Source organism: Mesorhizobium sp. STM 4661 (genome assembly GCF_000359125.1).
Classification (GTDB): domain Bacteria; phylum Pseudomonadota; class Alphaproteobacteria; order Rhizobiales; family Rhizobiaceae; genus Mesorhizobium.
Genome location: NZ_CAAF010000026.1, coordinates 32,501 through 51,651 on the forward strand (window position 1 = coordinate 32,501; position 19,151 = coordinate 51,651).

The following is a 19,151-nucleotide window of genomic DNA, read 5'->3' on the forward strand; positions in this document are numbered from 1 at the left end:
CTCAGAACGGTCGGAAATCGTTCGCTGAGTGCAATGGCATAAGCCTGCCTGACTGCGAGACTGACAAGTCGAGCAGAGACGAAAGTCGGTCATAGTGATCCGGTGGTCCCGCGTGGAAGGGCCATCGCTCAACGGATAAAAGGTACGCCGGGGATAACAGGCTGATGACCCCCAAGAGTCCATATCGACGGGGTTGTTTGGCACCTCGATGTCGACTCATCGCATCCTGGGGCTGGAGCAGGTCCCAAGGGTATGGCTGTTCGCCATTTAAAGCGGTACGTGAGTTGGGTTCAGAACGTCGTGAGACAGTTCGGTCCCTATCTGCCGTGGGTGTAGGAATATTGAAAGGATCTGTCCCTAGTACGAGAGGACCGGGATGGACGGATCTCTGGTGGACCTGTTGTGGCGCCAGCCGCATAGCAGGGTAGCTATATCCGGACGGGATAACCGCTGAAGGCATCTAAGCGGGAAACCCACCTTAAAACGAGTATTCCCTGAGAACCGTGGAAGACGACCACGTTGATAGGCCGGGTGTGGAAGAGCGGCAACGCTTGAAGCTTACCGGTACTAATAGTTCGATCGGCTTGATCGTTCTCATTCCTTATGCCCATTTCTGGCGACAATCCTTTGGATTGCGCTGAGATGGTTGGCACGAATAGACAGCTTCTCGATATAAACATGCGTTTTGCCGACCTGGTGGTTATGGCGGAGCGGCTGCACCCGATCCCATTCCGAACTCGGCCGTGAAACGCTCCAGCGCTGATGGTACTTCGTCTCAAGACGCGGGAGAGTAGGTCGCTGCCAGGTCTGCCAAACGCATGTTTGATCGTCACATCGTACTTTCCAAAATCGAAATGATTTTGGGTCGATGTGAGAAAATCTTCTCCACACGATAAGGCCCGCCAACGGGATTTCGGGCCGCGCAAGCGGCCCTTTCATTTGGCGAAGGCTTGAATTTCGTAAGCTCAGGCTTACTTCTAAGGTTGACGCGGGGTGGAGCAGCCCGGTAGCTCGTCAGGCTCATAACCTGAAGGTCACAGGTTCAAATCCTGTCCCCGCAACCAGATACCAAAAACGGCCCGCCTTGTGCGGGCCGTTTTGGTGTTCGGCCGACAGAATAGTCCAATCCTGTCCTTGCAATCAAATTCTTATAAATTTCAGCCGGTTGGGTTTATCCAGCCGGCTTTTTGCATTTGGAGCCCGGCCCGGAGCTGCCAGCTGGCTGCTCCTGAACGCCCCATGCCGGTGGCTAAGGTCGGTGGGCCGGTTGGCTAAGGTCGGTGGCTCGACGAAACAAGCTCGGCCTTGAGCCGCGCCGTCTCCAGCCCGATCGCGATGAAGCGGCGCGCATGAAGTGCCAACTCCATATTGTCGGTCCACAGATTGCGCCAGATCGCGGTTTTCCTGGACAGATTCTCGTCGACGATCTCCGACGAGAAGGATTCGAAGCTGAGGTCGTCGCTGTAGCCGATCGCGGTGAGCGCGTCGAAGATCGCCGCAAAGTCGATGTTACCGGTGCCGAGGATGCCTCGATGGCTCTCGCCTATGTGGACGTAGCCGATCCTTTTCGCGGCATGGCGGATGGCCAGTCCGACATCGGCCTCCTCGATGTTCATGTGGAAAGTGTCGAGATGCAGGAAGATGTTGTCGGAGCCGGTGGTCTCGATGAAGGCCAGCCCTTGCGCGGCGGTGTTGAGCAGGTTGCTCTCGAAGCGGTTGACGATTTCGAGGTTGAGCGTGACGCCGGCGGCCTTGGCCGTCTCCGCCACCCTTGCAAGCGTGCCGGCGCTGCGGTTCCACTGGTCGCGGGTCGGTGCCTCAATCTGCAATCCGTGGCTGGTCGAGAGGATACCGGCGACCTTCCGGCCGCCGAGGTCGCGGGTGAGCGCGATCGTGTCGTTGAGAATATCGACGCCGCGCGCCGCGGCCGCCTTGTCGGCGCTCGAAATGTCGCCGTCCGCCGGCAGCCCGATGCTGATCGCCACGCCGAGATCGAGGCTGGCGATGCGCTTGGCCAGCCTGCCGATATCGACATTGGCAGGGTCGAGATAGGAGAATTCGATCAGGTCGAAGCCGGCTTCCCTGGTGTTGGCCAGCGTGCGTTCAAGATCGCTCTGCGCCGAGCTTGCCGACCAGACGAAGGAATGGATTCCAATGCGCGACATGATCGTCTCCGGTTGCTCAGGAGCATCGGACCCACAATGGAAACCGTTTGAGAAAATCGATGCTCAACCAAAAAAAGAGGTGCGGCCAGTCATCCCGGCCGCACCAGGCTTGGGAGGTTAGCGGGCCGCGGTCCAGCCCTTGTAGTCCTTCAGGTTCTCGGCCGTGATCAGCTTCGGGTCGAGCAAGACGGTGGGCTCGGCCGGCTTCTTGCCGGCAAGCAGGTCAGCCGCCATCGTCAGCGACTGGCCGGCCATGACGTAAGGGTCCTGAGAGGCCGACGCCTTGATCATCGAGGTGCCGGAAGCGAGTTCCTTCTCGATGTCCGGCGCGCCGTCGACCGCGGTGAAGATGAACTCCGAGCGGTTGAGCTGCTTGGCCGCGAGCTGGCCGCCGATTGCCGTCGGATCGTTGATGGCGAAGACCGCGTCGATCTTGTCGAAACGGGTGAGCAGGGACTGGAACACCTTCAGGCCGCCATCGCGCGAGCCTTCGGCATTCTGGTCGTCGGAGAGGATCTTGATATCCGGATGCTTTGCAAGCACGTTCTTGCAGCCCTGCACCCGCTCGAGAATCGACGACGACGCCGGGCCGTTCAGGATGACGTAGTCGCCCTTGCCGCCGGTGTGGTCGACCAGATACTGGCAGGCCTCTTCGCCGGCCTTGACGTTGTTGGTCATCACGGTGACGTCGGCGCCCGGCGCCGAAACGTCGAAGGCGGCAACCACGATGCCCGCCGCCTGCGCCTTCTTCACCGCCGGTGCGATCGCCTTGGCATCGACGGCATTGAGCATGATCACGTCGACGCCGGCGGCGATGAAGGAGTCGACCTGGGAGACCTGCTTGTTGAGGTCGTAGTCGGCCGACACCGACGTCACCTCGACGTTCGGGTTGATCTTCTTGGCGGCGTCCTCGATGCCCTTGATGGTGGCGACGAAGAAGGGATTGCCGAGCAGGCCGACCGAGATGCCGACCTTGTTCAGGTCCTTGGCCGAAGCCGGCGCGATGGCGACGGCCGCGAGTGCGACGCCGCAGAGCAGTTTAGCGATGGTCTTCATTGCTTTCCTCCAATTGCCCGCGCCTCTCACGGTGCGTTACATGAAACCGGTCGTTGACGCCGGCGACTAAGGTCAATCACGTTCTTGCTCCTGCCTGGAGCCTGTAGCGGTCGAGGGCGACCGCCACGATGATGACCAATCCCTTGATGATGTACTGCCAGATGTCCGAGACGCCGGCCAAGATGAGCCCGTTGGAGAGCACCGCGATGATCAGGCCGCCGATCAGCGTGCCCCAGATCGAGCCGACGCCGCCGACGAAGCTGGTGCCGCCGAGAATGACCGCGGCAATGGCGTCGAGTTCGTAGGACTGTCCAAGCTGCAGCCCGTTGGCGGCGTAGAGCCGGGCCGCCGACATGGCGCCGCCAAGGCCGGCCAACATGCCGGAAACGCCATAGACGAAGAGCAGCACCAGCGGCACCTTGATGCCGGTGAGCCTAGCTGCCTCGGCATTGCCGCCGACGGCGTAGATCCAGGTGCCGAGGACAGTGCGCTTGAGCACCAGCCAGGACAGCACCACGACCGACAAGGCGATGATGACCAGCCAGGGAATGCCGAACAGCGAACCGTTGCCGATGAAGTCGAACGGCAGGTCCGAGTTGAATACCGTCGTGTCCTGGCCGAGCAGGCGGGCGACGCCGCGCACGGCCGTCAGCGAACCCAGCGTGACAATGAAGGGCGGCAGCTTGATGTAGGCGATGAGCAACCCGTTGACGAGGCCGAAGCCGAGGCCGGCAAGAATGGCCGCGGGCACGCCGAGCATGCCCCAGTCCGGCACCAGCGACACCATCACCGCCACCATCGCCGAGGCGGCAAGGATCGAGCCGACAGACAGGTCGATGCCGCCGGTCAGGATGACGAAGGTCATGCCGGCTGCCAGCACGATGTTGATCGACGACTGCTGCGTGACGATCGACAGGTTGGTCTCGGTGAGGAAGCGCGGATTCATGAACTGGAAGCCGGCCGCCAGCAGGACCAGGACCGGCAGCATGCCGAGCGCGGCGAAGGCGGTGCGCAACCGCCGGCTCTTGCCGACCGGCTGGTCACCAGCGTTCGTCGTCTCGATCGCCTTGTCGGTCATCCCTTGGCCGCTCCCGTTGCAAGTTCCATGATCTTTTCCTGGCTGAGCGGCTCGCCTTCGGACGCCGTCACCTCGCCTGATATTGCGCCGTCGCGCATCACCAGCACGCGGTCGGCGACGCCGATCACCTCCGGCAGCTCACTGGAGATCATCAGGATGGCAATGCCCCGGTTGGCGAGGTTGTCGATCAGCCGGTAGATTTCCGATTTCGCCCCGACATCGACGCCACGGGTAGGCTCGTCGAGAATGAGGACCCGCGGCTCGGTCTCAAGCAGGCGGGCAAGCAGCACTTTCTGCTGGTTGCCGCCCGACAGCGAACCGGCATTGGCCTGCACAGACCCGGTGCGGATGGAGAGGTCGGAAACGGACTTGGCGGCACGCTTTTCAGCCGCCGCGAAGTCGCGCAAGCCTCCAGCCCGCGCATCCCTTGCGAGCACGCCCATGCTGATATTGTCGGAAATCGACATGTCGAGAAACAGGCCGAGCTCCTTGCGGTCCTCGGTAAGATAGGCGATGCCGGCATCAAGCGCCTCGCGTGGCGAGCCAATGGTTACAGGCTTGCCGTCGAGTTGCAGCGTGCCTGATGTATGCCTGTCGGCGCCGAAGATCAGCCGCGCGAGCTCGGTGCGGCCCGAACCGACCAGGCCGGCCAGCGCCAGGACTTCGCCCTTGTGCAGGTCGAAGGAGCAGTCCTTCAGGAGCTTGCCGTCCGACATGCCGCGCACCGAGAGTGCGACCGCGCGCTTCTCGTCCGGCGGCCGGTGATCCTTCTTGTAGAAGGCGGACAAGTCACGGCCGACCATCATCGAGACGAGGCGCGAGGCGTTCAAATCGGCCCGCTCGAGCGTGCCAACATAGCCGCTGTCGCGTAGCACGCTGACGCGGTCGGCAAGCTGGTAGACCTCTTCCATGCGGTGGCTGATATAGATGATGGCGATGCCTTGCGCCTTCAGCGTCGCGATGACCTCGAACAGCCGGTCGGTCTCGCGCGAGGTCAGCGATGTGGTCGGCTCGTCCATGACGATGATGCGCGCATTGGTCGACAGCGCGCGAGCGATTTCGACCATCTGCCGCTCGCCGAGCGACAGGCTGGAGACCGAAGCGCGCGCCGAGAAGGAGACGCCGAGCCGTGCAATGATCTCGTTGGCGCGCCGGTTGCACTGGTCACGATCGACGATGCCGAAGCGCCGGGGCTCGTTGCCGAGGAAGATGTTCTGCGCCACCGTCAAATTGGGCGCCAGCGACAGCTCCTGATAGATGACCGCAATGCCGTGGGCGCGTGCCTTGATCGGGTTGCCGGTCACGACCGGTGCGCCGTCGATCAGGATCTCGCCGCCAGGGTCGGGCCGGTAGGCGCCGGACAGGACCTTCATCAGCGTCGACTTGCCGGCGCCGTTTTCGCCCATCAGCGCGTGCAACTCGCCGGCCTGAACGGTCAGCGACACATCCTGCAGGGCGCGGATGGCGCCGAACGTCTTCGAGATGTGGCGCATTTCCAGCACCGGCTGGCGCGCCGTCTCGATGCTGGCCGCTGCGGTCATCGCGCGCCTCCCGCTGCCGCGCCGGCGATGCCCCGGTCAATGGCGAGGCCGCGCCAATCATCACGATAGCCGGCTAACCCAGCGAAATGCGAAGCGCGCACGGGCTCCGGCGTCTCGGCGGCAAATTCGCGCCCGATACTCTCGAAGGCGAGCGCGGCGGCACCCGTGGCGCTGCCCTCCAGCGTAGCCCCCTGCATGAAGGCCTGGCCAGGACGCAGCTCGGCCAGCAGGCTGGCCAGCAGGCCGCCACTGTTCAGCCCGCCATCGACGATCACGGTATTGTTCGAATGGATCAGGTCAAGGCAGAGATCAACCATCAGCACCACGTAGAGCAGCGCCACGGCCGCGCGTTCCCCGGCGCTGGGCGTGCGCCCGGTGAGTTCGCCGGAGCGGTGAGGCATCGGCCCGCCCGGCGCGAAGCTCGGCAGGGCCATGATGCCGGCATCGATCACCCGCTGCACCGAGGCGCGGTCGATCGCGCCTTGCCAGTCGCCGCTGACGAGAGCGAATTCGCGGCCGCCCATGAAGCGGATGGTCGGCACCGGGCCGCCATCGACGTCGACATTGACAAGCATGTCGCGGTCGCGATCGAGCGCGTCGAGCGGGCAGTCCGGATTGAGCACGACGACCCAGGTGCCGGTCGACACGACAGTGACCGGACCAAGCTCCTGCCGCCGATAGGCATGGAGTGCGGCATTCGAGTCGTGGACGCCATTGTGGATGGCGATCGGCCGCGCCGCATCGCCGAGACGCTGCTCGCCGATGACGGCGCCGGCACGCGCGAAGGCGGGCATCTGGCCGCGCCACCCCTCGGCGTCGACCAGCGAGGAGAAATCGCGTTTGCGCGGCGCCCACAGATGCGAGTGGCAGCCGAGATAGGACACTTCCGAGACCGCCCGGCCGCCAAAGCGCCAGCTCCAGTATTGCGGATAGCCGAGGATCGATTTCGCCGAGGCGAAGGCGTTGGGTTCCACCGCCTTCAGCCACAGCATGTGGCGGCCGTAGTTGAAGCCGAGCGGCAGACGCGGCGAGAAAGTCTCGGCAAAATCCGGAATGCGGCGATCGATCTTGGCGGCAATCCCCGCCGGCGGCTCCTGCTCGTAGTCGAGGATCGGATGCGTCAGCGCCGCCTCTCCGACCAAGGCGAAGGTGCAGCCATGACCCGACACCATCAGCCCTTCGACGCCGTGGCTGTCGATTGCATCGCTAACCGCTTCATCCGCCCAGTCGTGAAGCGCTGCCTCGTCGAGTACGCCGAAACCGCCTTGGCGTATCCAGCTCGGTTTGCTGCGGCGCTCGTCGAGGATGCGTCCGTCCTGGGCGAAGACGAACAGCTTCGAATTGGTCTTGCCGAAGTCGAGCACGGCCATCTTCACTGGATGGCTCCCGAGGGCGAGGCGATCCGGACCATGACGCCGGCGTCCTCCAGCATGCGGGCGTCGGCGTCGGCGAGGCCGTCATCGGTGACCAGCGTGCCGATGCGCGCCAGAGGCAGCGCCACATTGCGCGCGTGGATCGACAGTTTGCGGCTGTCGGCCAGCACCACGATCTGATCAGTGCAGAGACTGAGATCGACGATGGAGCGGACCAGCAACGGATGCGATTCCAGCACACCCTCCTGGCCAAGGCCTTGCGCGCCAAGAAAGAACTTCGAGGCATAGAAGGGCATGGCCTGGGTGAGCGAATGGATGATGCCCGGCTCGCGGTGCAACTCGCCGCCGGCAACCGTCAGGCTGCAATGGCCATGGTCGCTCAGATAGGCCGCGAGCGGCATCGAGTTGGTGTAGAGCCGGATGTTGCGGTCGGCGAGCTTGACGCCGAGATGAAAGCAGGTCGAGCCGCCATGCACGATGACCGCGTCGCCGTCGCGCACCATGGTTGCCGCTAGAGCGGCGATCTGCCGCTTGGCTTCCACCGCGAGGTCGCGGTTTTCGTCGTAAGGCCTGGCATAGGCGACACCCGCATGCGCGGCGCCATCGAGCGCCGAGATGCCGCCATAGACCTTCCGCGCTTCGCCGGCCTCGTCGATCCTGTCGATATCGCGCCTGACTGTCGCGGCCGAAACGCCGAGCCGCTCCTGCAACTCGCGCACCGAGGCGAAGGGGCGATCCCGCAATAGCTCGACGATCTGACGCTGGCGGCCGGAGTCGCTCAATCCTCTTTCCTCCCATGCCATTCTGCGACGGCAATTGGTGCAACTTACTCAACATTTATCGGATTGCAAGCGCGATGTGATGAGATAAGATCACTATTGACGTAACTTACTCGTATCTGCGATACCAGCGCCAACATCTGTCCCGGCGACGGGACATCCGAAGCCGTGAGACACGCGGCCGGTTTGTGGAGGAATGCTCGATGGCGACTGATGCCGATGCACAGGAACTGGCCGCTTTGCGGACGCTTTCAGCCAGCATCGGGCGCGACCCGCATCTGACCCAGGCCGCAGGCGGCAACACCTCGCTGAAAGCCGGCGAGACGCTCTGGATCAAGGCCTCCGGCACCTGGCTGAAGGATGCGCTCGCCAAGGACATCATGGTGCCGGTGGCGATCTCCCCGCTGCTGAGCGCCGTCGGACAGCGCGACCCGGCCGCCGACCGGCCGCAGGGTTTCGCCATCGAGGCGCTCAACCCGCGCGGGTTGCGCCCTTCGATCGAGACCACGGTGCACGCGTTGATGCCCCAGCGTGTCGTTCTGCATGTCCACTGCGTCGACACCATTTCGCTCGCAATACAGGCCGATGGCGAGGCTGAGGTCGCCAGGCGTCTCGACGGCCTTGAATGGGCCTATGTTCCCTATCGCCGACCGGGCCTGCCGCTGGCCCAGGGCATTGCCGAGCGCCTTCGGCCAGGCGTCGACGTCCTGATCCTTGGCAATCACGGACTGGTCGTTGCAGCCGAGACGGTCGCCGATGCCGAGGTGCTGCTGCGCCGCGTCACACGGCTGCTGGCGCGGTCGCCGCGCAAGGTGGCGGAGCCCGACAGTGCGGCATTGACGGCGCTCGCCGGCAGCACCGGTTACAGATTGCCGGCCGACGTCGAGGCGCATGCGGCCGCGATCGATCCCGAGAGCTGCAGCATGGCGTCGGGGGGCAGCCTCTATCCCGATCACGTCATCTTTCTCGGCCGGGGTTCGGTCGTGGCGAGACCTAATGAGGACGTGAAGCGCATCACCCAGCGGTGCAGTACGGCACCCGTAGCGATCCTGTTTCCCGGCCTTGGCGTGCTGATGCGTGGCGACGCCAACGCCGGCGCCGAAGCCATGCAACGCTGCCTGGCCGACGTGACCGCGCGGGTCGACGCCACGGCGAGGCTGAACTACCTTACCGATGCCGAGAATGACGAATTGATCAACTGGGACGCCGAGCAGTATCGCCAGAAACTCAATGCCGCCGGCAGTTAGACCGTGATCCCGAACCGAAGGTCAGCGCAGCAAGACGTGGAAACCGGTTCGGGCAAAATCATGGCCAAGCAAGAAGCGCTTGCCATTGGCATCGACATCGGCACATCAGGCGCGCGCGCCGTCGCCATGCGTCCGGACTTCGCCATCGCCGCGCGTTCCGCTGTTCCTCTTGAACGATTTGGCCAGAATGGCCGCGATCCGGCGGTCTGGTGGCAGGCAGTCGGCGCGGCGCTGACGGACCTGCTTTCAAGCATCGATCGCGCGACCGTCCGGTCGATCGCCGTAGACGGCACCTCCGGTACGCTGCTGCCGGTCGATGGTGCCGGGCAGCCGCTGGCCGAGCCGCTGATGTACAACGACAAGGTCGCCGCCGACGCCATTCTGGCCACAATCGTCCGCGAGGCGCCGGCAACGAGCGCAGCGCTTGGGGCGACGTCCGGTCTCGCCAAGGCGCTGTCTTTCCAGCGTCTGCCCGGCGTCGTCACTGTCCTGCACCAGGCCGACTGGATCGCCGGACAATTCTCCGGCCGCTTCGATAGCAGCGACGAGAACAATGCGCTCAAAACCGGCTACGACGTCGAGACCCGCCGGTGGCCGGCCTGGATCGCGGCGACCGGCATGCGCATGGAATTGCTGCCCGGCGTCGTCAGGCCGGGCGATGTCGTCGGCACGATCGCTGCGCGCGCCGCCGAGCTGTTCGGCCTGCCGCGCGACGTGGTTGTCGTCGCGGGCACGACGGATGGTTGCGCCTCGTTCCTGGCAACAGGCGCCGCGACGGTCGGTGACGGCGTCACCGCGCTGGGGTCTTCGCTGACCATCAAGATCCTGTCCGACCGGCCGATCTCGGCGCCGCGGTTCGGCATCTACAGCCACCGGCTCGGCGATGCGTATCTGGCGGGCGGTGCGTCGAATTCCGGCGGCAAGGTGCTCGCCCAGCACTTTTCGCTTGCACGCATCATCGAGCTCAGCGCGGTTATCGACCCGATGACCGAGACCGGCCTCGACTACTATCCGCTTCCCGCCACAGGCGAACGCTTTCCGATCGCCGATCCGGCGCTGCCGCCACGCCTTGTGCCGCGGCCGGCGGACGACGCCGACTATCTGAAGGCGATGCTGGAGGGGATCGCCGCGATCGAGGCGCTCGGCTATAGCAGGCTTGCAGAACTCGGCGCGCCTCGGCTGACATCGGTCAGAAGCGTCGGCGGCGGCGCGGCAAATCCCGCCTGGACCGCGATCCGCCAACGCAAGCTCGGCGTCGACTTCCTGCCGGCGCTTTCCGACGAGGCCGCCGCCGGCACGGCGCTGCTGGCGCTGATGGGTGCAAGCACAGCGGGGTTTTTGTGAACGCGAAAACGGTTGAACGTCTCGACGGGATCGGAGCGCTGGCCGCGCGGTACGATTTTTTCCTGCTCGATCAGTTCGGTGTGCTGCATGATGGCACCGGCCCCTATTCGGGTGCGGTGGAGGCCCTGTCGGCGCTGAAACGCGCGGGCAAGACCGTCGTGCTGATCTCGAACTCCGGCAAGCGGGCGGAGCCCAATGAGCGTCGCCTGTTGAAGCTTGGCTTCGAAGCGGGCAGTTGGAACCACTTCGTCTCTTCCGGCGAGGTGGCGTGGCGCTCCTTCCACGACATGGCGGCATCCGGAACCCTGCGCCCGGGCACGAAATGCCTGCTGATCAGCCGCGACGATGACCGCTCGGCGATCCAGGGTCTGCCGTTCGAACTGGCCAAGAGTGGCGACGATGCCGAGCTGGTGCTGATTTCGGCCAGCGAGGGCGATCGTTACGATCTCGACCACTATCGCAGACTTCTCGCGCCGGCAGCGGCGCGGCGGGTGCCGTGCTTCTGCACCAACCCCGACAAGATCATGCTGACCGCGGTCGGTCCCCGCTTCGGCGCCGGCCGGCTGGCCGATCTCTACGAAAGCCTCGGCGGCAGCGTCACCCGCATCGGCAAGCCCTATCCCCAGATCTTCGAGGCCGCATTGGCGCTGGCGGGCAACCCTGACCGCGGCACCGTGGTCTGTGTCGGCGACAGCGTCGAACACGACATCGCCGGCGGCGTTGGCGCCGGCGTGGCGACTGCGCTCGTCCTGTCCGGAATATTGGCGGACACTCCCGACCTGGCCGGCCTTTTCGACAGTCTGGACGCCTATCCGGACTACACCATCGATCTGTTCAGGTTCTGCTGACCGAACCGGCAATTTCCGAGGTAAAGCGACGCAACCAATCGACGGAGCGGAAGATGCGGCAAGCGCTGATCGTGTGGGGCGGCTGGGATGGACACGAGCCGGAAGAAGGCGCGCGCGCCGTCAAGGCGATGCTCGAGGAGGAAGGGTTCGGGGTCCGCGTCGAAACCACGACCGAGATATTCGCCGACCCCGCGATCGCCGATCTGAACCTGATCGTTCCGATCTACACGATGGCCAAGCTGGCGAAGAACGAGGAGCTCAACCTGACGAAGGCAGTCGAGGGCGGTGTCGGTCTTGGCGGCTATCACGGCGGCATGTGCGATGCGTTTCGCGAGGCCACGGACTATCAATTCATGTGCGGCGGTCAGTGGGTCGCCCATCCCGGCAACATCATCGACTACAAGGTCGATATCGCCAGACGCGACGATCCCATCATGCACGGCATCGACGATTTTTCGTATCGCTCCGAGCAGTACTACATGCATGTGGATCCGTCGAATGAAGTGCTGGCGACCACGACTTTCTCCGGTGAGCACGCATCCTGGATAGAAGGTGTTGTCATGCCGGTCGTCTGGAAGCGCCGGCATGGCAAGGGAAGGGTGTTCTACTCGTCGCTCGGACATGCCGCCAAGGAGTTCGCGGTGCCGCAGATGCGCACGATATTTCGTCGCGGCCTGGTCTGGGCGGCGCGTTGAGGATGCCGAGGGCACGGCGACATATAGGATTGCTTTTACCGTTGGCGAGCGCATGGGCACCGGCTCGGCCTCGCCCGGCGCGCCAAGCAGGACATGGCCGCGATGCATCTCAAAGAGGGCGAACGATAGCGTCGGGCGCTACGATGCCCGTGCGAGAAAGCTCTGGTAGTCCGACTTCGCCTGCAGCAAGCGGAGGATGTTGTTGCGCGACCCGCGGATGTGCGCGCGCGTAAGCTCGACGGCACGCGCGGCATCACCGGCGCAAATGGCCTCGACGATCTCGAAATGCTCGTCGCGCGCGATCCCCCATTCGTCCAGCCTCAGCAGTTCCATCCAGACATAGTGCTGGCACTTGTCGAGAATGCCGTTCAGCAGGCCGCACAGCATGACGTTGCCGCTGATCTCGGCAATGGTGCGGTGGATGTCCATTCCGATCTGGAGTTCCTGGAACATGTCGCCGGAGCTGCGGGCCGGAAGTGCTGCCAGGCGTTCGCATTCCCGCACCATCTCACGGAGGCGTTCCTTGTCGGCGGCCGTGATCTTGGCGGTCGCCAGCTCGGTTGCATAGCCATCCAGCAATTCCCTGATTTCGAAGGCTTCGCGGAACATCTGGATGTCGAATTCCTTGACCGTATAGCCCTGGCGCGGGCGGCCAACCACCAGGCCGTCCTGCTCCAGCCGGTTGAGCGCTTCGCGCACGGGCGTGCGGCTGACCTTCAGCTTGACCGCCAGATCATTCTCGGTGACGCGTGCGCCGGGAGGAAGCTGTCCCGTCACGATCATCGCCTTCAGCGATCCATGCACCGACTCGCGAAGCGTGTTCTTCTTTCTCGTGGGCATATCGGTGTTTTCCGATTCATCTGCGAGGAGCGCCCCGCCAGCCGCGAGGTCAGATCTCATTGGTCCATTCACGATTAGCATGATCGCGAAGATCGCGGGAAGCGAGCGTGTTCGACGCCGTCACGCGACGACGCGCTGCTGCCGAAAAAGCGATCTTTCAAGTTGACATCCGTTTTGCCGCCCCGCTACATTCAAGATTGTATACAAAATAGAATGCCGAGACAACGGCCAAATAAGGGGAACATGATGACGAGAAAATCAAGGTTTGCCAGTGCGTTGGCAGTGACAGGACTGATCGGCTGTATCGCGCCGGCAGCGCTCGCGGCGGAAACGATCACCGTGGCTTCGTGGGGCGGATCCTATCAGGAGGCCCAGTCAAAGGCCTTCTTCAAGCCGACCGCCGATGCGCTCGGCATCACCATCAAGGAAGACACCACCAACGGGCTGGACGACGTCCGGCTGCAAGTGACCGGCAACGCCGTCAAATGGGATCTGGTCGAACTTGGCGCCGACGAATGCGCGCGGGGGACCAAGGAAGGGCTGTTCGAGAAGCTCGACTATGGCCTGATCGATAAAAGCGGCATCGATCCGAACCTCGTCCACGACGACTGGATCGGCATCACCTATTATTCCGTCATCCTGATCTACAACACCGACGTCTTCGGCAAGAACGGGCCGAAGACCTGGGCCGATTTCTGGAACGTCGAGAAATTCCCGGGCCGCCGCGCCCTTGGCGGCGCCTTCGCAACCGAAACCCTGACCGTGGCGGCGATCGCCGACGGCGTGCCTCTCGACAAGGTCTATCCGCTCGATATCGATCGTGCGCTGAAGTCGGTCGACAAGATCAGGTCGCATGTCGACGCCTGGTGGACGTCCGGCGCGCAGGCCATGCAACTGGTCAAGGATGGCGAGGTCGACATGGCCAGCATCTGGAACGGCCGGGCCAGCACGCTCAAGGATCAGGGCGGGCCGGTCAGCTACAGCTACGACCAGGGCGTACTGACGGCCGACTGCATGGTGATCCCCAAGGGAGCCAAGAACAAGGACGCGGCGATGAAGGCGCTCGCCATGTTCCTGAAGCCGGATATCCAGGCGAACCTGCCGCTCTACATCGCCAACGGCCCGGTGAACGAGAAGGCCTTCGATACCGGCAAGATCCCCGCCGGCAAGATCGCTGGCATCAATTCGGCGCCGGAAAACGTCAAGAAGCAGGTGCTACTCGACCCCGCCTTCTGGGGAGATCATCTGGTCGAGGCGCAGGAGAAATTCGACAATCTGATCCAGCAGTGACGGGGCTGATCCAGCAGTGACGGGGTTGTCGATGATTGGCCGACGCATCGGGTCGGCCCGATCGACCCGTCGTCCGTCTCTTGGCCCATCTGCGCAGATTTCCGAAGGAGCACTGCCATTGTCCATCGCGCGATCCGCGCCGCCGATCAACATTCGGGGCATAGCCAAGCGCTTTGGCAGCGTGCCGGTGCTCAGCGACCTCGACCTCGACGTGGCTTCAGGCGAATTCCTGACACTGCTCGGCCCGTCGGGATCGGGCAAGACCACGCTGCTCATGATCCTGGCGGGGTTCGTCCGCGCCAATGCCGGAAGCATCGATATCGGCGGGGAGGAAGTCATCACCAAGCCGCCGCATAAGCGCAACATCGGCATGGTGTTCCAGAACTACGCGCTGTTCCCGCACATGAACGTCTTCCACAACATCGCCTTCCCGCTGAAGCAACGCCGCACGTCCGCGGCGGAAACGGCTGAACGCGTGGAGAGGGTGCTCGATCTGGTGCAGCTGCAAGGCCTGGCCGACCGCCGCGTCGACCAATTGTCGGGCGGACAGCGCCAGCGTGTCGCGCTGGCGCGGGCGATCGTGTTCGAACCGCGCATCGTGCTGATGGACGAGCCGCTGTCCGCGCTCGACAAGGGTTTGCGCGAGCATATGCAGATCGAGCTGCGCAGCCTGCATCGCCGGCTGGGGATGACCACGGTGTACGTGACCCACGACCAACGCGAGGCGATCACCATGTCGGACCGCATCGCGGTCATGAACAAGGGCCGCATCGAGCAGCTCGACCAGCCCGAGACGCTCTATGCCAGGCCGCGCACCAAGTTTGTCGCGGGCTTCATCGGGGAATCGAATTTCATCCCTGTGGAATGCCGCGACGGCAGCGTCTGGTATGCCGGGAAAAAGGTGCATACCGCATCGCCTTCGCCGCCGTCGGGTCGGCACTTGCTGGTGGTGCGGCCCGAAAGGGTCCGGCTCGCCGTCGATGCCGGACTCGTTGCAGATGCTCGACCGGGCGCCAACGCCAACATACTGGACGCCACGGTACGCGACATCGTCTATCAGGGCGACAGTTTCATCTGCTACGCCAATCTGGCGGACGGCCAGCAGATCGCGCTTCGCGACTATTGCCGCAGCGACGTGCTGGCGCGTCTGCCCGTCGCCGGCCAGCCGGTGCGGCTTCGCGTCGATGCGGAGGACGCGATCCTGGTCGCGGACGAGACATGAGCGTCCGGCCAGCAGAATTCGGCAGCCATGGCCTGAATGCGGGCGCGTTGAGAGCCGATGCCCGTCGCGAGTCGCTGGGCCTGCTCGGCCTTTGCTCTCCGGGTCTGGCTTTGGTCGGGATCATCATCGTCCTGCCGATCGGCTGGCTGTTCTGGCTGTCGCTGTTCGACGAGAGCGGACAACTGAGCGGTGCGAACTACGCCCGCTTCGTCGAACAGGCTTCCTATATCAGGACCTTCATCACGACGTTCGAGGTGGCGTTCCTGGTCACCGGCCTGTGCGGCCTCATCGGCTATCCCTTGGCCTACATGCTGTCGCAGCTTCCGCGGCGCGCCGCCTCCATCTGCCTGATCTTCGTGGTTCTGCCGTTCTGGACCTCGGTTCTGGTGCGCACCTATGCCTGGCTGGTGATCCTGCAGCGCAAGGGCCTGGTGAACACCTGGCTCATCGACCTTGGCCTGATCAGCCAGCCATTGCCGCTCGCGCATAATTTCGCAGGCGTCATCATCGGCATGACGCATATCATGCTGCCTTTCCTGGTGCTGCCGCTCTACGCCTCGATGAAGACGATCGACGCGGACTATCTCCGCGCCGCGATGAATCTCGGCGCACCACCGACCGCGACTTTCTGGCAGGTGTTCTTTCCGCTTTCGCTTCCGGGCCTCGCCGCAGGTGTGGTCATCGTCTTCATCCTCTGCCTCGGTTTCTTCGTCACGCCCGCGCTGATGGGCGGTGGCAAGGTCATCATGTGGGCCATGCGCATGGAGCAGACCACCAGCCTCTACTCCAACTGGGGCGCCGGCAGCGCGCTGGGCGTCGTCCTGCTCGCCGTCACGCTCGGGCTGCTCGGCCTGTTCCGGTGGCTGCTGGGGGCGCGGGCGGCCAACGTGTGGGGTGCGCGATGAACGACGATATCGGCCTGCCGATTTCGCACTGGCGACGACTTTGGCTCTACGGTGTCGGCGCCCTGGTGCTGTTGTTCCTCATCGTACCGTCGCTGATCATCGTGCCGATGTCGTTCTCCGGTTCGACGCTGCTGCAATTTCCGCCGGAAAGCTGGTCGCTGCGATGGTACGAAGCCTATTTCCAGTCGATCGAATGGCGCGACGCCACGGTCGTGTCGCTGAAGGCGGCGGTGCTGACGACGGTTTTCGCGACACCGATCGGCACCGCCGCCGCCTATGCGCTAAATTCCGGCGCGCTGCGCCTCGCCGGCTTCATCAATGTGGTGCTGACCGCCTCGCTGATCATTCCAGTCATCCTGATCGGCATCGGTACGTTCTTTCTCTATGCACGCCTTGGCCTGAACAACACGCTGACAGGCCTGGTGCTGGCGCATACGGTGCAGGCCGTACCGCTGGTCGTGCTGACGGTGCTTTCGGGCTTCCGATCCTACGACATGAATCAGGAGCGCGTCGCGCGCAGCCTGGGAGCGGGGCGTTTTGCGGCCTTCTGGCAGGTGACCATGCCGCAGATCCGGTTCTCCATCGTGTCGGGCGCCTTGTTTGCCTTCATCACTTCGTTTGACGAGGTTGTCGTGTCGCTGTTCATATCGGGTGGCGAGACGACGACGCTGACGCGCCGCATGTTCAGCGCATTGCGCGACCAGATCGATCCGACAATCGCCGCGATCTCCACATGCCTGATCGTGCTGTCGATCGTGCTGCTTTCGGCGGCGCAGCTTTTTGGCCGTCGCCGCTAATTTCAAATCTGCTTCATCGGAGGCTATTGATCCTGCATGCGTGATTTTCAATTTCCCGGACGGTCGCCGGTTCGCGCGACGGAAGCCATGGCCGCGACATCGCACCCGCTGGCGACGCTGGCGGCTGTCGACATGCTGCGGTCGGGCGGCAACGCAATGGATGCGGCGGTTTGCGCGGCGGCGATGCAGGCGGTCGTCGAGCCGCAATCGACCGGTATCGGCGGCGACTGTTTCGTCCTTTATTGCCCCAGCGGCCAGAGCGAAGTCCTGGCCTTCAACGGCTCGGGCCGCGCGCCGGCCGCAGCGGAGGCTGATTGGTATCTGGACAGGGGGCATGAGGAAGTGCCGGTGTTCGGTCCGCACGCGGTCACCGTGCCGGGCGCCATAGATGCCTGGTGCCGGCTGATCGAGGATCACGGCAGGAAGGGTTTCGACGCCGCGCTCGCGCCCGCCATACGCTATGCCGAACAGGGCTATGTCGTGCATGACCGCGTGGCCTTCGACTGGGCCGCAAGCGTTGATTTGCTCGCCGCCGACGAACATGCGGCGCGGATCTTCCTGCCGGATGGAAAGGCGCCGAAGGCCGGCGACCTGCACCGGCAGCCGCAACTGGCCGACACCTTGCGCATCGTTTCGCGCCGCGGCCGTGCCGGCTTCTATGAAGGCGAGGTCGCCGACGACTTGGTGTCGCGTCTCCGCGCACTTGGCGGACTGCATACGCTCGAGGATTTTGCGGCGACGACGGGCGACTATGTCAGGCCCGTCGGTACGTCCTACCGAGGCTATGACATCCATCAGATGCCGCCGAACAACCAGGGTCTGACGGCGTTGGTTATGCTGAATGTGCTGTCGGGCTTTTCGCTCGGCTCCCTGGAACCGAACGGCGCGGAGCGCTTCCACATCGAGATCGAAGCGGGGCGGCTCGCCTATCAGGACCGCGACAATTTTATCGGCGACCAGAACCACGTCCATGTGCCTGTTGAGCAGTTGCTGTCGAAATCTCATGCGGACCGGCTGCGCGCCGCGATCGACCCGGCGCGCGCGATGACGCATCTGCCTCGCCTCGAGCTTCAGCCGAGCGATACCGTCTATATCTCCGTGGTCGACCGCGACCGCAACGCGGTCTCCTTCATCAACTCGACCTTCCATTCGTTCGGCAGCGGGGTGGTCGGCCCCAGGACCGGTATCGTCTTGCAGAACCGCGGCAGCAGCTTCCGCCTGACGGCAGGCCACCCAAATCGCATCGCACCGGGAAAACGTCCCATGCACACCATCATGCCGGGCATGGTGACGGCCAAGGGAAGGGCGGTCATGCCGTTCGGGGTGATGGGCGGCGGCTATCAGCCGTTCGGCCATGTCCACCTGCTTACCAACATGATCGATTTCGGCATGGATCCGCAGGAGGCGCTGGATGCGCCAAGGGTGTTTTACAGACAGGACGCCGTGGAGGCCGAGCGTGGCGTTCCGGCTCGCACCCTCGCCGGCCTGCGCGAACGAGGCCACCATGTGTCCATCGCCGCCGAGCCGCATGGCGGTGGCCAATTGGTGCTGATCGATTGGGACAAGGGCACGCTTACCGGCGCGTCCGATCCCCGCAAGGACGGTTGCGCGCTGGGCTATTGACGGTCCGTCGCGCAAGAGGGCCAGGCCGGATCGGTCGGACCTTCGGCGTCGGTATCGACCGCGACGGCAACAGAGCCGCCATCGTCAGCGACAGTTCCGACGAAGGCGATGTTCACTTCTTCCCCAACGGCACCGGCGTCGCTAATGTCCTCGACTTCGCAAGCAGGGGCAATGACGATCATGGGGCAAGGCCGGCTGACGAAGAAGGAGCGGCACGAACTGATTTTGTCGGAAGTGCGCAGGTCGGCCTCGATCCGCATCTCCAAGCTCGCCCGGCGCATCGGCGTCGCCGGCGAAACGATCCCGCCGCGATCTCATCGAACTGGGCGAGGCCGGGCTGCTCAACCG

General features: G+C 63.9%; 17 protein-coding genes, 1 tRNA gene and 2 rRNA genes (1 of these 20 cut by a window edge). 12 read left to right on the top strand and 8 right to left on the bottom strand.

Features of this window, described 5'->3' with window-relative positions; all coding sequences use genetic code 11:
- The 3 genes from MESS4_RS07885 to MESS4_RS07895 form a co-directional block, all read left to right on the top strand.
- Positions 1–592 (top strand): 23S ribosomal RNA (locus tag MESS4_RS07885); it begins 2,214 nt to the left of the window's first position.
- 100 nt (positions 593–692) lie between these two features.
- Positions 693–807 (top strand): 5S ribosomal RNA (rrf, locus tag MESS4_RS07890).
- A gap of 180 nt (positions 808–987) precedes the next feature.
- Positions 988–1,064, top strand: a tRNA-Met gene (locus tag MESS4_RS07895).
- Between the two features lie 207 nt (positions 1,065–1,271).
- Here the strand turns inward: MESS4_RS07895 and MESS4_RS07900 are convergent.
- The 6 genes from MESS4_RS07900 to MESS4_RS07925 all read right to left on the bottom strand — a co-directional run bounded on the left by MESS4_RS07900 (position 1,272) and on the right by MESS4_RS07925 (position 7,995).
- Positions 1,272–2,165, bottom strand: coding sequence for a sugar phosphate isomerase/epimerase (locus MESS4_RS07900; protein WP_006328597.1), 894 nt, complete (start codon positions 2,163–2,165; stop codon positions 1,272–1,274).
- Positions 2,166–2,282: 117 nt separating this feature from the next.
- Positions 2,283–3,221 carry an ABC transporter substrate-binding protein gene (locus MESS4_RS07905; RefSeq protein ID WP_006328598.1) on the bottom strand — a complete coding sequence of 313 codons (939 nt, stop codon included), beginning with the start codon at positions 3,219–3,221 and terminating at the stop codon, positions 2,283–2,285.
- 76 nt (positions 3,222–3,297) lie between these two features.
- The gene (locus MESS4_RS07910; RefSeq protein ID WP_006328600.1) at positions 3,298–4,299 is read right to left on the bottom strand and encodes an ABC transporter permease; all 1,002 of its coding nucleotides are present in this window, start codon (positions 4,297–4,299) and stop codon (positions 3,298–3,300) included.
- Positions 4,296–5,840, bottom strand: coding sequence for a sugar ABC transporter ATP-binding protein (locus MESS4_RS07915; protein ID WP_006328606.1), 1,545 nt, complete (start codon positions 5,838–5,840; stop codon positions 4,296–4,298). Before MESS4_RS07915 ends, MESS4_RS07910 begins: the two co-directional genes overlap by 4 nt.
- Positions 5,837–7,216 (bottom strand): FGGY-family carbohydrate kinase, encoded by a 1,380-nt coding sequence (locus MESS4_RS07920; RefSeq protein WP_006328619.1) that lies wholly within the window; start codon positions 7,214–7,216, stop codon positions 5,837–5,839. The genes MESS4_RS07915 and MESS4_RS07920 overlap by 4 nt, the downstream gene beginning before the upstream one ends.
- Positions 7,213–7,995, bottom strand: coding sequence for a DeoR/GlpR family DNA-binding transcription regulator (locus MESS4_RS07925; protein ID WP_006328620.1), 783 nt, complete (start codon positions 7,993–7,995; stop codon positions 7,213–7,215). Before MESS4_RS07925 ends, MESS4_RS07920 begins: the two co-directional genes overlap by 4 nt.
- 200 nt (positions 7,996–8,195) lie before the next feature.
- Here MESS4_RS07925 and MESS4_RS07930 point away from each other — a divergent pair, with 200 nt between their 5' ends.
- From MESS4_RS07930 to MESS4_RS07945, 4 genes are read left to right on the top strand one after another with little or no spacing between them, the layout of a single operon-like run.
- On the top strand, positions 8,196–9,239 hold the full coding sequence (locus tag MESS4_RS07930; RefSeq protein WP_006328621.1) for a class II aldolase/adducin family protein: 1,044 nt from the start codon (positions 8,196–8,198) through the stop codon (positions 9,237–9,239).
- A gap of 60 nt (positions 9,240–9,299) precedes the next feature.
- A complete protein-coding gene (locus MESS4_RS07935) occupies positions 9,300–10,583 on the top strand; it encodes an FGGY-family carbohydrate kinase (RefSeq protein ID WP_036240877.1) in 1,284 nt (427 codons plus the stop codon).
- Positions 10,580–11,431: a TIGR01459 family HAD-type hydrolase gene (locus MESS4_RS07940; protein WP_006328623.1), complete on the top strand. Its 852-nt coding sequence runs from the start codon at positions 10,580–10,582 to the stop codon at positions 11,429–11,431. The genes MESS4_RS07935 and MESS4_RS07940 overlap by 4 nt, the downstream gene beginning before the upstream one ends.
- Before the next feature lie 53 nt (positions 11,432–11,484).
- On the top strand, positions 11,485–12,126 hold the full coding sequence (locus MESS4_RS07945; protein ID WP_006328624.1) for a ThuA domain-containing protein: 642 nt from the start codon (positions 11,485–11,487) through the stop codon (positions 12,124–12,126).
- A 138-nt stretch (positions 12,127–12,264) separates the two neighbouring features.
- On the opposite strand, the gene MESS4_RS07950 is transcribed toward MESS4_RS07945, so the two are convergent.
- On the bottom strand, positions 12,265–12,966 hold the full coding sequence (locus tag MESS4_RS07950) for a GntR family transcriptional regulator (RefSeq protein WP_036240879.1): 702 nt from the start codon (positions 12,964–12,966) through the stop codon (positions 12,265–12,267).
- A 246-nt stretch (positions 12,967–13,212) separates the two neighbouring features.
- Here MESS4_RS07950 and MESS4_RS07955 point away from each other — a divergent pair, with 246 nt between their 5' ends.
- From MESS4_RS07955 to ggt, 5 genes are all read left to right on the top strand, one after another.
- Positions 13,213–14,256: an ABC transporter substrate-binding protein gene (locus tag MESS4_RS07955; RefSeq protein WP_006328628.1), complete on the top strand. Its 1,044-nt coding sequence runs from the start codon at positions 13,213–13,215 to the stop codon at positions 14,254–14,256.
- A gap of 118 nt (positions 14,257–14,374) precedes the next feature.
- Positions 14,375–15,478 carry an ABC transporter ATP-binding protein gene (locus MESS4_RS07960; RefSeq protein WP_006328632.1) on the top strand — a complete coding sequence of 368 codons (1,104 nt, stop codon included), beginning with the start codon at positions 14,375–14,377 and terminating at the stop codon, positions 15,476–15,478.
- Positions 15,475–16,383, top strand: a complete 909-nt coding sequence (locus tag MESS4_RS07965) for an ABC transporter permease (protein WP_006328633.1) — start codon at positions 15,475–15,477, stop codon at positions 16,381–16,383. Before MESS4_RS07960 ends, MESS4_RS07965 begins: the two co-directional genes overlap by 4 nt.
- On the top strand, positions 16,380–17,180 hold the full coding sequence (locus tag MESS4_RS07970; RefSeq protein ID WP_006328634.1) for an ABC transporter permease: 801 nt from the start codon (positions 16,380–16,382) through the stop codon (positions 17,178–17,180). The genes MESS4_RS07965 and MESS4_RS07970 overlap by 4 nt, the downstream gene beginning before the upstream one ends.
- Before the next feature lie 36 nt (positions 17,181–17,216).
- Complete coding sequence (gene ggt / locus MESS4_RS07975; RefSeq protein WP_036240872.1) at positions 17,217–18,803, top strand: gamma-glutamyltransferase; 1,587 nt, start codon at positions 17,217–17,219, stop codon at positions 18,801–18,803.
- Here the strand turns inward: ggt and MESS4_RS07980 are convergent.
- Positions 18,797–19,063, bottom strand: coding sequence for a hypothetical protein (locus tag MESS4_RS07980; RefSeq protein WP_198292735.1), 267 nt, complete (start codon positions 19,061–19,063; stop codon positions 18,797–18,799). The two genes, ggt and MESS4_RS07980, sit on opposite strands and share 7 nt — an antisense overlap.
- Positions 19,064–19,151: the final 88 nt, after the last annotated feature.

Bases quoted from the DNA above. Each gene is read 5' to 3' on its own strand.
- MESS4_RS07935 (WP_036240877.1), top strand. From the start codon at position 9,300: ATGGCCAAGCAAGAAGCGCTTGCCATTGGCATCGACATCGGCACATCA.
- MESS4_RS07910 (WP_006328600.1), bottom strand. From the start codon at position 4,299: ATGACCGACAAGGCGATCGAGACGACGAACGCTGGTGACCAGCCGGTC.
- MESS4_RS07915 (WP_006328606.1), bottom strand. From the start codon at position 5,840: ATGACCGCAGCGGCCAGCATCGAGACGGCGCGCCAGCCGGTGCTGGAA.
- MESS4_RS07980 (WP_198292735.1), bottom strand. From the start codon at position 19,063: ATGCGGATCGAGGCCGACCTGCGCACTTCCGACAAAATCAGTTCGTGC.
- MESS4_RS07970 (WP_006328634.1), top strand. From the start codon at position 16,380: ATGAACGACGATATCGGCCTGCCGATTTCGCACTGGCGACGACTTTGG.
- ggt (WP_036240872.1), top strand. From the start codon at position 17,217: ATGCGTGATTTTCAATTTCCCGGACGGTCGCCGGTTCGCGCGACGGAA.
- MESS4_RS07900 (WP_006328597.1), bottom strand. From the start codon at position 2,165: ATGTCGCGCATTGGAATCCATTCCTTCGTCTGGTCGGCAAGCTCGGCG.
- MESS4_RS07955 (WP_006328628.1), top strand. From the start codon at position 13,213: ATGACGAGAAAATCAAGGTTTGCCAGTGCGTTGGCAGTGACAGGACTG.
- MESS4_RS07965 (WP_006328633.1), top strand. From the start codon at position 15,475: ATGAGCGTCCGGCCAGCAGAATTCGGCAGCCATGGCCTGAATGCGGGC.
- MESS4_RS07945 (WP_006328624.1), top strand. From the start codon at position 11,485: ATGCGGCAAGCGCTGATCGTGTGGGGCGGCTGGGATGGACACGAGCCG.
- MESS4_RS07930 (WP_006328621.1), top strand. From the start codon at position 8,196: ATGGCGACTGATGCCGATGCACAGGAACTGGCCGCTTTGCGGACGCTT.
- MESS4_RS07950 (WP_036240879.1), bottom strand. From the start codon at position 12,966: ATGCCCACGAGAAAGAAGAACACGCTTCGCGAGTCGGTGCATGGATCG.
- MESS4_RS07905 (WP_006328598.1), bottom strand. From the start codon at position 3,221: ATGAAGACCATCGCTAAACTGCTCTGCGGCGTCGCACTCGCGGCCGTC.